Below are 13,642 nucleotides of genomic sequence, written 5' to 3' on the forward strand. Positions count from 1 at the left end.
AACTGTAATATATTGACCTTAATGCAAATAGTTTGCATTTGCAGAATATACGGAATCCTCTGGTGGTCAACGAAAATATGCGGGTGCTTATGTCGCAGCCGTACCCGGAATAATCAGTACTGCCCGCAGACCGCCCTCGGGACGATTGTGCAATTGTACGTCACCGCCCATGCGCCTTGCCGCCATCGCAACGATGGCAAGGCCAAGCCCGCTGCCCCCGCTATCGTTGTCGTTTCTGTTTGCCCCCCGGAAGAAGCGTTCGGTGACATGCGGCATTTCCTCTGGCGGAATGCCGGGGCCGTCGTCTTCGGCGCTAAAGATCAGTCCCTCGGCGCTGGAATCGAAGCTGCACCGCACGCAGCCCTCCTGCGGTGAATGATTGACCGCATTTTCGATCAGGTTGCGAGCCGCGATCATGAAGAGATGCGGAAATGGCATGGAAAGCGGTAGCGGATTGCGTGGCAATTCGATGGAAACGCCGCGTGGTGCAGCCAGCATGCGCATATCGGTCGAGATGGCTGCGAGCAGCGGGCCCGCCGGCTCAGGCGCTGCCGCTTCCATTTCGTCGCCCGCTTCAAGCGCTGCGAGATCGAGCAACTGGTTGACGAGACGGCTGGTACGATCGACGCCTGCGGCGATCTGCCGGACAGCGTTTTCGCGCACGGCCTCGTCTTTCGCGCCTGCGGCGATCTGCGCCTGCGTCTTGAGCCCCGCAAGCGGTGTTTTCAGTTCATGCGCGGCAAAAATCGCAAAATGGCGTTCACGCTCGCGTGCCTCTTCCACGCGATGAAACAGCCCGTTGAGGGCTGTTACTGCCGGGGCGATTTCGGGCGGCAGCTTGTGCTCGGACAGAGGGCTTAGATCTTTCGCCTCGCGCCGGGAAAGCGCAGCGGCAAGATGGCTGAGCGGTTGTAGGCCGCGCCGCACGCACAGCCAGATCATGACTGCCAGCAGCGGGAGTATCAAAAGCGCGGGCAGCGCCACGCCTGCCACCACATTCTGGACCAGCTTGTCGCGCACGGAGAGACTGTCGCCCACCATGACCCGCAGGCCAAGCTGCGTATTCTCGACGGCGAAAACCCGCCATCGCTGCCCCGCGACAACGGTTGTTGAGAAGCCGTTCGCCATCTGCGTGAGCTGGTCGCCGGGCGCGTGTTCGGAACGTCCCACCAGCTTGCCGTCCAGCGACCATATCTGGCAGAAAAGCTGCCGGTCATAGAGCGGGAAATCTGGCAACGGCTTGAATGAAAGCCGCCCGCCATCGCCTTCCGGTCCGACTTCCACACGCCGTTCGGTGAGCAGCGAATTGACCATGCGCGCGGCTTCCATCAGCCGCGCATCCAGCACTTTTTCAAGCTGCGATTGCGTGCTGGCATGAATCCAGATCACGGCAAAGAACCAGACCAGACAGGTGATGCCGATCAATATGCCCGTCAGACGACTGCGGATCGAACTCATGCCTGCGCCCTCGCAAGCCGGTAGCCAACGCCGCGCACGGTTTCGATGAAAGTGGAGCCGAGCTTGGAGCGCAAATGATGGATGTGAACTTCCACTGCATTGCTTTCCACTTCTTCCTGCCAGCCATAAAGGGCCTCTTCCAGCGCGGATTTGGAAATCGTCGCCGTGGGCCGCTCCATCAGGGCGCGCAATATGGAAAATTCACGCCGTGTCAGCCGCAGCGGCTCGCCATCGAATCGCGCCGACATTTCGGCAGGGTCGAGCTCGACGCCTTTCCAGGTCAGCGTGGCGTGGGCGCGGCCCGTGCCGCGCCGGGCTATGGCGCGCACCCTTGCGGCCAGTTCGTGCAGATCAAAGGGCTTGCCGACATAGTCGTCGGCGCCCGCATCGAGCCCCGCAATGCGCTCGGGCACCTGATCGCGCGCGGTGAGCAGCAGGACCGGCGTTTCATTTCGCGCCTGCCGCATGGATTTGAGAATATCGAGGCCGGAGCCGTCCGGCAGCATCAGATCAAGAACGATGGCATTATAATTCTGCGCGGCAATCGCGGCCTCGGCATCGCCGCAGCTCGACACCGCATCCACGGTGAACCCGGCAAGCCCCAACCCCACGGACAGGCCGTCGAGCAGGATTGCATCGTCTTCAATCACCAGAATGCGCATGTTGATTCCGCTTTTCGCCCTATTTGAACTTGAATTGTTTGAAACTTAAACCTTGCGAGCTTTTCTGCATCCCAGCTTAAGGCTGCCTTAAGGTGGCGGCGTCATCCGCTTTTTACAACCAGTCTATTTTACGCGAATCATATTCTTTGGAAGCACAGAATGCGTTTTTTAAAGACCTTAGCCTTTTCGTTGCTGGCTGCTTTAATACTGTCCGGCCCCGTCATTTCGCCCGGCTCTGCGCTGGCGGCCAATCCCCTGCCTGTCGATGAGGCGTTTCATCTTGAAGTGACGAAAGACGGCACCGACCGGCTGGTGTTCAACTGGCAGATCGCGAAAGGCTATTATCTTTATCGCGATCATATTGAGGCCCGCGACGGCAATGGCAAGGCGCTTTTAGTCGACACCCAGCCCGGCATTGCCAAGGACGATCCGAATTTCGGCAGGCTGGAAGTCTTTTATACCCATGCCAGCGCTGGCATGAAGGCAGGCAATTCCCCCATTGAACTGACCTATCAGGGCTGTCAGGAAGACGGTATTTGCTATCGTCCGGAAACCCGCACTATCGATCCGGTGACGCTTGCCATCAGCAGCCAGATGGGCAATCGCTTCACGCAGCAGCAGGCTTCGGATTTCACGCCCGCATCGCAGAGCGCTGCCTTTGCCCTGGCTCCCGAAAAAGGTCTGGTCGAAAGTCTTCTCGACCGGGGCGGCTCGCTTCTGGTCATTGCTGCTTTTCTGGCTTTCGGCGTGCTTCTGGCTTTCACCCCTTGCGTCTTTCCGATTTATCCCATCGTGGCGGGAACATTGGCGCGGGAGGGCGAAAAGCTCAATGCACGGCGCGGTTTCATATTGTCCTCGGTCTATGTGGTCAGTCTTGCGGTCGGCTTTGCTCTCGTTGGCGCAATCGCCGGCTGGTCGGGCCAGAATCTGCAAATCGTGCTGCAATCGAAATGGACGGCGCTGGCGCTGGCGGGAGTTTTTGTCCTGCTCGCCTTGTCGATGTTCGGCCTGTTTCAAATCCAGTTGCCGACCTCTTGGGTCAGCGCGGTTTCGGCGCGTACGGGGCAAAGAACCGGCTCGAAACGCTCTGCTGCCATTCTGGGCTTTTCTTCGGTGCTGATTGTTGGTCCGTGCGTCACAGCACCCTTGGCGGGCGCACTGCTTTATATCGCGCAGACCGCCAATGTGGCTCTGGGGGCCGCAGCCCTGTTTGCGCTTGGCATCGGCAAGGGCCTGCCGCTGATCGCTTTCGCCACGCTGGGTGCAGGCACGCTGCCGCGCGCGGGCGCATGGATGGAAACCGCCAAGCAGATCTTCGGCTTCGGTTTTCTTGCGACCGCCATTTTCATGGCCGCGCCGCTTTTGCCATCGGGCGTCGATCTGGTGTTCTGGGCCCTGCTGCTGTTTGGCGTGGCAAGCTTTGCCTTTCTCAAAATTCCCGGACGCAATGTCGTTGCTCGCACCATCGGAACAGCCGCCTTCGTCTATGGGGTGATCTTGATGCTGGGCGTCGCTTCGGGCGGTCGCGATCCATTGCAACCGCTGGCGGCTTTGGCTAACCGTGGCGGCGAGCAGCATCTGGCCGCATTGCGATTCGCTCCGGTCGATTCGGTTTCAGCCCTTGAGAAGAAACTGGATGCGGTGCGCGGCGAAAGGCCGACACTGGTCTATTTCACCGCAGACTGGTGTGTGAGCTGCGCAACGGTGGAGCGGCGTGTTCTGCCCGATGCTCAGGTGAAGAAAAATCTCGGTGCCTATCAGCTCATCAAGGTCGATGTGTCCGATCTGACGAAAAGCAAGGCCGAACTGATGGCGAAGCTCGGAGTTGCCGGGCCGCCGACGATGATTTTTTTCAATGAGGCGGGTAAGGAACCGCAAGGCACCCGCCTGGTGGGTGACGTGACATCGGTAACGATTACGCGCTCGACAGGCGTGGTCGCGGCTGACCCGAAACAGAAAGTCTAGGATTTGAACATGCGTTGGGCGCATTCATTGAACGCTGCAAGCAAGATGAAGACGAGTGGAGCAAGATTGGCGCGGATTGCCGTTCTGATCGGCCTGCCATGGACGGTTGCCGCCTGCACCACGGTTCCGGTGGTGGAAGGCCCGGTTGCGGTGATAATGCCCCAATCACAGCCACAGTCGCAGCCGCAGCCATTTACCGCCGCGCCCGAGCCGGAACAGGCGCCTGAAATCCAAACGGCAAAAAGCGAATATGAAGTCATGTATGGCGCCGTCAACGATGGCGGCAACCACATTGCGGCGCTCGATCTCGACAAGATCGGCGAACGCAATCTGCGCAGGCAGGTCGATTACCAGACCGATCATCCGGTTGGCACCATCATCGTCGATCCCTATGCGCGCTATCTCTATCTGGTGCAGCCCGGCGGCAAGGCCATGCGCTATTCCGTGGGCGTCGGGCGCGCGGGCATGGTGTTCAATGGCGAGGCGGAAGTCGCCTATAAGGCGCGCTGGCCCCGCTGGACGCCGACACAGAATATGATCAAGCGCAATCCCGAGCATTACGCAAAATATGCCAAGGGCCTTGAAGGCGGCATTCGTAATCCACTCGGCGCGCGGGCGCTCTATCTCCACCGCGACGGCAAGGATACGCTCTATCGCATCCACGGCACCAATGAGCCCTGGACGGTCGGTAAGGCCGCGTCTTCAGGCTGCATCCGCCTTTTCAATCAGGATATTCTCGATCTTCACAAGCGCGTTACCAATGGAAGCCGTGTGGTCGTTCTCAACAAATCCCAATCGGGACAAGGAGTAAGCTGATGATGAACCGCCGTCAGATGCTGGCTGCCACCGCAGCCGGTGCTGCGACATTTGCTCTTGCTGGCCGCGAGAGTTTTGCCCAGCGTGTTCCCTCCGTTGCGGAAGTTCTCTATGACGCGGAAATTCCGGTCCTGGGCAATCCCAATGGCGATGTTACCATTGTCGAATATTTCGACTATCAATGCCCCTATTGTAAGCGTGGTCACGCCGAACTGATGCGTGTTGTCAACAATGATGGCAATGTGCGTCTTGTCCTGAAAGACTGGATCATTTTCGGCGATAATTCCGCTTATGCATCAAGGCTGGTTCTGGCGGCGGAAAAATCCGGCAATTACGTAAAGGCTATGGAAGCAATGATGAAAACACCGGGACGCCTCACCAAAGAACAGATTGACACGGCGCTTGCGGGCGCGGGTCTCGATCCAAAGAAGCTAGAAGCCGATTACAAGGCAGATTCCGCACGCATCAACGGTATTCTCAGCCGGAATATGGATCAGGGTGAAGCCTTCAATTTCGGCGGCACGCCGTCTTTCGTGATCGGCACCAGGCTTTATGGCGGTGCTTTAAAGGAAGCAGAACTCATTGAAGCGATCAAGGAAGCACGCAAGACCTGATCCGGAAACAGAATTTGAAAGCAAGCAGCGGAGTGCGCGCTATATTGTGTTGAATTAGGTTTTCTTCATAGTGATATGAGGATAACGGACATGAATCTGATGACGACACATATGCACGAACTGGATGAAAGCCGCTGGCAGAAAGTGCTGGCGCGCGACCACGCATCGGATGGCGAATTCGTCTATGCGGTGCGCACAACGGGCGTCTATTGCCGTCCGTCCTGCCCATCCCGACGCGGGAAGCGAGAAAATGTGCAGTTCTTTCAATGCGTTGAAGACGCAGAACGCGCGGGGTTCCGGCCCTGCATGCGCTGCAAGCCGGACGTGAAAGCAACGCTCGAAGCGCAGAACAATGCGCGCCATGCCGATATGGTCGCCTGCGCCTGCCGTTTTATCGAAGCCGCGCAGGAAGTACCCGCACTGGAGGAAATCGCCAGCGCCCTCAACACCAGTCCGGCGCATTTGCATCGTATTTTCAAGGGCCTGACAGGGTTGACGCCCAAGGCTTATGCGAATGCGCATCGCGCCGATAAAATGCGCTCGGCGCTTAAAGTCCCGCAGGCAAGCGTGACGGATGCCATTTATGATGCGGGCTATGGTTCCTCAAGCCGCTTCTATGAAGCTTCGGATAAAATTCTTGGAATGAAACCAAAGACTTATAAATCCGGTGGGCAGAATGAAACCATTCGTTTCGCCATCGGTCAGTCGTCGCTTGGGGCGGTGCTCGTGGCGCAAAGCGATCACGGCGTCTGCGCTATTTTGATGGGCGACGAACCGGAAGAACTCATCCGCGATCTCGAAAAACGTTTTCCCAAGGCCGAACTCATCGGCGCTGACCGGGATTTCGAGGATCATATCGCGCAAGTGATTGGTTTTGTTGAGAACCCGCATATTGGCCTTGATCTGCCGCTCGATCTGCGCGGCACGGCTTTTCAGCAGCGCGTCTGGCGGGCCCTGCTCGAAATCCCGGCGGGAAGAACCTTGAGCTATAGTGAGCTTGCGCAAAGGCTTGGAGCGCCGAAATCGACCCGCGCGGTTGCCGGAGCCTGTGCCGCCAACAAGATTGCGGTCGCAGTTCCTTGCCATCGCGTGGTGCGCAATGATGGCGGTCTTTCTGGCTATCGCTGGGGGGTGGAGCGCAAGCGCAATTTGCTGGAGAGAGAACGAAAAAGCTGAGATTTCTGCATGCAGAATGCGCGCTTTTGCGTGCGGAAAATGCGATTTTCGCCAAACCAGGCCCGATTTTGCAAAATCGCCGCGGGCAATTGCGCAAATTTTGTGGCGGCGAGACTTTCGCGCTATAGATTTCCTCACGACTGAATCAGCAAGGAGAGGCTTCTATGAGCGTGACCATCTACGGCATCAAAAATTGCGACACCATGAAAAAGGCGCGCAACTGGCTGGATGACCACGGCATCGAATATGCCTTTCACGATTACAAAAAAGAAGGTCTAGACGCAGACACGCTCGACCGTTTTCTTGCAGGCATCGAATGGGAAAAACTACTCAACCGGGCAGGCACGACATTCCGCAAGCTGCCTGAAGAAGAGCGCCAGAATGTCGATGGAAACAAGGCGCGCGAGTTGATGCTGGCACAGCCCTCGATGGTCAAGCGTCCGGTACTCGAAAAAGACGGCGGCCTGACCGTCGGCTTCAAGCCGGATCAGTATGAGGCATTTTTCACGTCTTGAGCGCCTGCCGCCATGCCGGAGCGCAGGATGTAATCAGGGTGAACATCCCGATCAGAAAAATTCAATTGCTGGTAGGCAGGCGAGGCGTATGTTGCCAGCCATGAACCAGACATATCGCCTTCGCAGTTCTCACCAAACCGCCTTTCAATACGCTTTTGGCGGGTTTTTCACCATGGCAGCGGCCATGGGCATCGGGCGCTTCATCTATACGCCGAGCCTGCCTGGCATGATGGCCGATATCGGCTTCAATGCCGCTGATGCGGGCTTCATCGCTTCGGCCAATTATATCGGCTATCTGCTGGGTGCGATCGTGGCGGGCTACGGCTGGTCTGCGGGGATCGAGCGGGCAACCGTCATTGCGGGCCTCGCCGCAAGCGCGCTTCTGTGTCTCGCGATGGCTTTGTTCAACGATGTCTGGCTGTTTTCCGCAATTCGTCTTGCTGCCGGTTTTATCAGCGCAGTCACCATGATCCTGTGCACGACCATCGTTCTTGGCTATATCGCGGTGGCGGAAAGGGCAGGGCTGGGGGCATTGCATTTTGCAGGCGTAGGCAGCGGCATCGCGCTTTCCGCCGTGCTGGTCGCAGGCAGCGGCTATGTCGGATTGGGCTGGCGCGCGGACTGGATCGGATCGGCGATCCTGACCGCGCTGATTATCGTGCCGGTGGCATTGCTGGTGAAGAAGGGGCCGTTCGGCGGCAAGAAAGCTACGCGCGAGCCAAAACTGCCCAAAAGCTTTGCTTTCAATGCGCTCGCTCTGGCCTATGGAATTTTCGGTTTCGGTTATGTGATTACCGCGACTTTTCTTATTGCCATCGTCCGCTCCAGCGAGAGTGGCCCGGCGATGGAAGCCGCGGTCTGGATCGTAACGGGGCTTTGCGCCGCGCCGTCCATCTGGCTCTGGTCGCCATCGGCGCGGAAACTGGGTCTGTTCACTTCATTTGCGTTGACGGCAATTCTTGAAGCTGTTGGCGTTGCCGTAAGCGTGGTGCTGGCACCCCCGATCGGCCCTCTGGTCGGCGGCGCACTTTTGGGCGCGACCTTCATGGCCCTGACGGCTTTCGGCCTTCAGGCGGCGCGCGTGCTGGCACCGCAATCGCCCAAACGGGCTTTGGCGCGCATGACGGTCTGTTTCAGCGTCGGCCAGATCATCGGGCCGCTGGTCGCAGGCTTTATGGCGCACTATTCCGGCTCGTTCACATTGCCAAGCCTCGTCGCCGCCTTCTCGCTGATGGTCGCAGCGCTGATCGGCCTTGCCGCAGGACGCGAACGGTAATTCATCAGGATCGGTGTTGCGTGGGCTCACCTGCCTGCGGATCGATATTATTGAGATAATCGTCATATGTCGTGCATTCGACGTCCGCTTTGGTACAGACTTCTGCAACCAGCCGCTCCATGGCGCGCCAATAAGCTCCGTCATTCATCAGCACGAAATGAAAGCCGAGCTGGAGCGGAATGCGTTTGCCCGCATATTGCTTGTCGAAGGCGGCGCGGAACGCCTTATAGGCGCGCTCCTCGAATTGCGCTGCCCTCTGCGGCGCTTCCTTGCCCTTGGAATGGCGTACATAGAGATTGTAATCCATGCCGATGATTGGCCGCTGCGATGGGCCTTCCGGAATGAGCGGCAAGCCGAAAGAGGCAAACCCGCCGGAAATGTGCGGGCGTTCCGGCCCGCTGGTGACTGCCGAAGCCTGATAACGGAATCCGCTGGCTTTCAGCGCGTTCTGCACCGGTTTTGCGCTGGCCAGATAGGGCGCGCGGAAGCCTTTGATGCCATCGCGCACAAGCACCTGCCAGCCTTCCGGTTCGCCCTCAATGCCGTTGTTCTTGTAGGCTCCGGCCGTAATACGGCGAAACTCGGCGATTTCCTTTTTCCAACTGGTGGCGGACCAATCGGAACCGTCGAAATGGCCGCAGCCATGGCTGGCGATCTCGTTGCCTTCCAGATGTGCCTGCCAGATATTGTCGAGCCGTGTGATGACCTCGCTGCGGCTCAGGGCAAAGCCGACATTGGATGATCCGGCCTTTTTGCGCGGGGGCTGATAATCGCGCCGGTCCTTTTTAGTCATCAGAAAGACGCAGGACAGGAAATAGGTGAAATGCGCGTCATATTTCTTTGCAATTTCGCGCGAGCGCGTCCACAGCGCATTATCATGTGCACCATCGAATGAAATGAGCACATATTGTGTTCTCGCCGTTTCCGCCTGAACTGGATGGGCAGTAAAAGCAAGGGCGGACGCAGTAGTAAGGATGGACGAGATAATACGCATGGGAAATGAACGCCGGGCTGGGGAAAGATTGCTTTCTGGATCTTGAATGTGGCGAAGGTCGGACAGAAATGCATATTGTATGTTCTGTGACAGCTTATTTCACAGTCGGGACTTACATATGGCGCGAATTACGACTAAAAGCGCCAGAATAGACCTATCGAAGATCAATAGAATGGCAGGCCATGGCAGACGACAGCTTCATTCGCGAGGTAAATGAGGAACTCCGTTCAGAACGAATGAAATCGATCTGGCGGCGTTTCGGGCCGCTCTTGATCGGCGGCGCTGTCGCTCTGGTTCTCGGCACGGCGGGCATGGTCGGCTATCAGCATTGGACTGAGAGCAAGGCTTCCGCTTCGGGCGACAAGTTCCTCGCAGCGCTTGATCTGGCCGCCGCAGGCAAGAGCGATGAAGCACTGGCGGCTCTGGACGATCTGGAAAAGACCGGCTACGGCTCCTATCCGGTGCTGGCGCGCCTGCGCGCAGCCTCGGTCCTGGCCGAAAAGGGCGACGCGGCGGCAGCCGTCGCGGCCTTCGACAACATCATTGCCGACAATAACGTGCCTTCGTCAATTCGCGCTATAGCACGCCTGCGCGCAGGTTATCTGCTGGTCGACAACGGCTCTTATGATGATGCCGCAAGCCGCGTCGAGACGCTTTCGGCAGATGGCAACCCGATGCGCGGCAGCGCGCGCGAAGTGCTCGGCCTCGCCGCATGGAAGGCGGAGCGTTTTGACGACGCCTTCAAGCTCTTCCAGCAGATTGCCGATGACAACCTGGTGCCGGCAAATATTCGCCAACGCGCCAACACCATGCTCGATCTCATGCGCGGTGCGGGTATTACCGCGCAAAGCTGAGATCGGTCGATCCGAATTTTGGAGTAGTTTTCGTTCCATGGGTATTCAATGAGTTTCACTCTCGCCATCGTCGGGCGTCCCAATGTCGGCAAGTCCACGCTGTTCAATCGCCTCGTCGGCCGCAAGCTGGCGCTGGTCGATGACCTGCCGGGTGTCACGCGCGACCGGCGTATCCATGACGCCAAACTTTACGACCTGAAATTCGATGTCATCGACACGGCGGGTCTCGAAGAAGCCGCCAATGACAGTCTGGAAGCACGCATGCGCGCTCAGACGGAAGCGGCCATCGCCGAAGCCGACGCCATTCTTTTCATCATCGACGCCAAGGCAGGCGTGACGCCGACAGATGCCACTTTTGCCGAACTGGTGCGTCGCTCCGGCAAGCCGGTGGTGCTGGTCGCCAACAAGGCCGAAGCACGCGGCGCGCAGAGCGGCATGTATGATGCCTTCCAGCTCGGTCTTGGCGAACCGTGTCCAATTTCCGCCGAGCACGGTCAGGGCATGCCCGATCTGCGCGACGCCCTCGTCGAACTTCTTGGCGAAGAGCGCGTCTTCGCACATGAGCGCGAAGAGGAAGAAGCCGACGCGGCTTTCGCTGCCGCCACAGTTGGCGCGCTGGTCGGCGACGACATCGAAGACCCGGATGAAGAAGTCATTCCGGCCTATGACACCACCAAGCCGCTGCGCATCGCCATTGTCGGACGCCCCAATGCGGGCAAGTCCACCATGATCAATACGATGCTGGGTGAGGACCGCCTGCTGACGGGACCGGAAGCCGGGATCACGCGCGATTCGATTTCGGTTGACTGGGAATGGCGCGATCGCAAGATCAAGCTTTTCGATACGGCTGGCCTGCGTCGCAAGTCGCGCGTTCAGGAAAAGCTCGAAAAGCTTTCCGTCGCTGATGGCCTGCGGGCGATCCGCTTTGCCGAAGTGGTCATCATCGTGTTGGATGCGACGATTCCCTTCGAGAAGCAGGATTTGCAGATCGCCGATCTCATCATCCGCGAGGGCCGCGCGCCGGTCATCGCGTTTAACAAATGGGATCTGATCGAGGATCGCCAGATGGTGCTGGCCGATCTTTACGAAAAGACCACCCGGCTGCTGCCGCAGGTGCGCGGCCTGCGCGCCGTGCCGATCTCCGGCGAGCGCGGGCAGGGTCTCGACAAGCTCATGGAAAATGTGATCGCGACCCACGAGATCTGGAACCGCCGCATTTCCACCGGACGCCTCAATCGTTGGCTGGAAGGCGTTATCGCCCATCAGCCGCCGCCGGCGGTTTCGGGTCGCCGCCTGAAAGTAAAATATATGACGCAGGTCAAGACCCGCCCGCCGGGCTTCGTGGTTTCCTGCTCGCGCCCCGATGCGATGCCGCAATCCTATGTGCGCTATCTCATCAATGGCTTGCGCGAAACCTTCGATATGCCGGGCGTGCCGATAAGGCTTAGCTTGCGTACTTCCGAAAACCCCTTTGCGGGTCGCGCCAAAAAGAAGCGGTGAAAATAGAGCATTTCCAGCAAAAGTGTGAAACGGTTTTGCGTGGGATAATGCGACAAAGCAAATACCTGGCCCGGATTTTCCGGGCTTTTTCTTGCGCATCAATATGCAGGAAGTATCTTGTATTAATCAAAAATTAATCAATGTTTTCAAATAGTAAACAATACTCTGTTAACCAGTCATCAAGGTTAATACTCCATTATCGAGACAGTGAGTAAGCTAGTTTCGAGTGGAGTTTCCGGTGCACCTTGTATCGATACGAGGGCTGTTTGGCCGATCAAAAGCGGTTGCCGAGCCGGTATGGCATTATCCTGTCACAGGCTATTGCCCGCAGGATGGTCGCTATTATGCCGTGCGGGCAAAGCCGCGCCAGTTGCGCCGCAAGTATCGGCTTGCGCCCCTGCTGATTGCGTCCATTGCCTGGATTTCCAATTCCGGCACCGTTGCTTTGCAAGATATGGCAAGCCTTGTTCCCAGCGCTAATATTGCCGGTCATCGCTGGACGGCCTTCATCGCAAAAGCCCCGGTTGGCTCCGTGCATCAGGCGGAAATGCCTTTCGTCGATGCGACGACTGTCACGGGCAGTATCGCCACCTCTGGCATCGAAGTTCCGGGTATCGGTCGCGTAGCGCTTTCGGGCGAAAGAAAGAGCGCAAAATTGGGTGTCAACGATCCCAATCCCGACGAGAACCGCATCAATCGTTCCGACAAGACCAGCCGTATCGTTTCGGTGAAGCCCAAGGCCCCGGCGCGCGCTTTCAGCGCGGGCAGCATGTTTGAGAAAATCAGCATGATCACCCATCCACAGGAAAAAACCGATGTGCTGATGGCCTTCACCAATTCCGACATCGAGGGCAAGGAAGTTCAGATCGCCATGGCCTTCCATGCGATCAGGCGGCCCAAGCCCAAGGCGGAACTCCCGGTGCAGCTGGCGAAACTGGTCAATAATCCTGAGCCCGATATTCTGGCGCTCGGCTATGCGCCTGCAAAGCCTGATTATGGCAAGACTTCGCCATTCGAGGCCATCCTCGAACCAGAAGCTGATGCGGGCCGTTTTGTGCCGCCCATCAGCGAGGAGGATCACGCCTGGGCCGCGACGCCGCTGCCGGCGGATTCGTTTGGCAAAAAAGAACAGAAATGCCTGGCCGAGGCGGTCTATTATGAAGCGCGCGGCGAGAGCGTCAAGGGGCAGGTTGCGGTGGCGCAGGTGGTGCTCAACCGTGTGCGTAACCCCGCTTATCCCGGCACGATTTGCGGCGTGGTTTATCAGAATCGTAGCTGGCTCAATGCTTGCCAGTTTTCATTTGCCTGCGACGGACAGAAGCATCGCATCACCGAACGGCCGCAATGGCGCATGGCGCAGCAGGTTGCAAAAACCGTGACCGCTGGTCGGATATGGCTACCGGAAGTTGGCTCTGCCACGCATTACCACGCCACCTATGTCCGCCCCTTCTGGGCGCCAACCATGAAGAAACTGACCAAGATCGGCCTTCATGTATTTTACCGTACCTATGGCGGGGGCTGGAGCTGATGCATCACATTGCACACGAATATTTGTACGCAAGATGGCTTGAAGCGCCGGTCGATCAGTGAATCTATAGGCGAGGCTGACGGGATTCGATTCCAATTCTCGCGCCGATAGTGTGGCGCTCATGCGACTTTGGCCGGAAAATGAGTCGCACTATCTGCTAAGCTCATATTTTTCCAAGATAAAAAACCTTTTGTAGCAATCGCTTCACTGCCTTGACTAGCGCGTGCTGTGTCAATATGTTGCGCGCAACTTGGAAATGGGGTTGAAGGCCCTGCATTTCTTGC

The 13,642-nt window shown here is 57.9% G+C and carries 12 protein-coding genes; 9 read left to right on the forward strand and 3 right to left on the reverse strand.

Annotated features, from left to right (window positions below; all coding sequences use genetic code 11):
• Window positions 1–87: 87 nt before the first annotated feature.
• On the reverse strand, window positions 88–1,458 hold the full coding sequence (locus tag KUG47_RS03080; RefSeq protein ID WP_217676469.1) for an ATP-binding protein: 1,371 nt from the start codon (window positions 1,456–1,458) through the stop codon (window positions 88–90).
• A complete protein-coding gene (locus KUG47_RS03085; protein WP_217676470.1) occupies window positions 1,455–2,120 on the reverse strand; it encodes a response regulator in 666 nt (221 codons plus the stop codon). The genes KUG47_RS03080 and KUG47_RS03085 overlap by 4 nt, the downstream gene beginning before the upstream one ends.
• Window positions 2,121–2,279: 159 nt before the next feature.
• Between KUG47_RS03085 and dsbD the strand changes: the two genes are divergently transcribed.
• The 6 genes from dsbD (at window position 2,280) to KUG47_RS03115 (ending at window position 8,482) form a co-directional block, all read left to right on the forward strand.
• Entirely contained in the window at window positions 2,280–4,085 is a 1,806-nt protein-coding gene (gene dsbD, locus KUG47_RS03090) for a protein-disulfide reductase DsbD (RefSeq protein WP_217676471.1), read from the forward strand.
• 9 nt (window positions 4,086–4,094) lie between these two features.
• Window positions 4,095–4,901: a L,D-transpeptidase gene (locus tag KUG47_RS03095; RefSeq protein ID WP_254799254.1), complete on the forward strand. Its 807-nt coding sequence runs from the start codon at window positions 4,095–4,097 to the stop codon at window positions 4,899–4,901.
• Window positions 4,901–5,515, forward strand: a complete 615-nt coding sequence (locus KUG47_RS03100; RefSeq protein ID WP_217676472.1) for a DsbA family protein — start codon at window positions 4,901–4,903, stop codon at window positions 5,513–5,515. The genes KUG47_RS03095 and KUG47_RS03100 overlap by 1 nt, the downstream gene beginning before the upstream one ends.
• Window positions 5,516–5,605: 90 nt before the next feature.
• Window positions 5,606–6,691: a bifunctional DNA-binding transcriptional regulator/O6-methylguanine-DNA methyltransferase Ada gene (ada, locus tag KUG47_RS03105; protein WP_217676473.1), complete on the forward strand. Its 1,086-nt coding sequence runs from the start codon at window positions 5,606–5,608 to the stop codon at window positions 6,689–6,691.
• Between the two features lie 164 nt (window positions 6,692–6,855).
• Window positions 6,856–7,206, forward strand: coding sequence for an ArsC family reductase (locus KUG47_RS03110; RefSeq protein WP_217676474.1), 351 nt, complete (start codon window positions 6,856–6,858; stop codon window positions 7,204–7,206).
• Window positions 7,207–7,306: 100 nt separating this feature from the next.
• On the forward strand, window positions 7,307–8,482 hold the full coding sequence (locus KUG47_RS03115) for a YbfB/YjiJ family MFS transporter (RefSeq protein WP_217676475.1): 1,176 nt from the start codon (window positions 7,307–7,309) through the stop codon (window positions 8,480–8,482).
• Window positions 8,483–8,486: 4 nt separating this feature from the next.
• On the opposite strand, the gene KUG47_RS03120 is transcribed toward KUG47_RS03115, so the two are convergent.
• A complete protein-coding gene (locus KUG47_RS03120; RefSeq protein ID WP_217676476.1) occupies window positions 8,487–9,476 on the reverse strand; it encodes a polysaccharide deacetylase family protein in 990 nt (329 codons plus the stop codon).
• 182 nt (window positions 9,477–9,658) lie between these two features.
• Here KUG47_RS03120 and KUG47_RS03125 point away from each other — a divergent pair, with 182 nt between their 5' ends.
• The 3 genes from KUG47_RS03125 to KUG47_RS03135 all read left to right on the forward strand — a co-directional run bounded on the left by KUG47_RS03125 (window position 9,659) and on the right by KUG47_RS03135 (window position 13,358).
• A complete protein-coding gene (locus tag KUG47_RS03125) occupies window positions 9,659–10,330 on the forward strand; it encodes a tetratricopeptide repeat protein (RefSeq protein ID WP_217676477.1) in 672 nt (223 codons plus the stop codon).
• Between the two features lie 48 nt (window positions 10,331–10,378).
• Window positions 10,379–11,830 carry a ribosome biogenesis GTPase Der gene (gene der / locus KUG47_RS03130; RefSeq protein WP_217676478.1) on the forward strand — a complete coding sequence of 484 codons (1,452 nt, stop codon included), beginning with the start codon at window positions 10,379–10,381 and terminating at the stop codon, window positions 11,828–11,830.
• Window positions 11,831–12,068: 238 nt separating this feature from the next.
• Complete coding sequence (locus KUG47_RS03135; protein ID WP_217676479.1) at window positions 12,069–13,358, forward strand: cell wall hydrolase; 1,290 nt, start codon at window positions 12,069–12,071, stop codon at window positions 13,356–13,358.
• Window positions 13,359–13,642: the final 284 nt, after the last annotated feature.

Source organism: Falsochrobactrum tianjinense, from assembly GCF_019100495.1.
GTDB lineage: Bacteria > Pseudomonadota > Alphaproteobacteria > Rhizobiales > Rhizobiaceae > Brucella > Brucella tianjinense.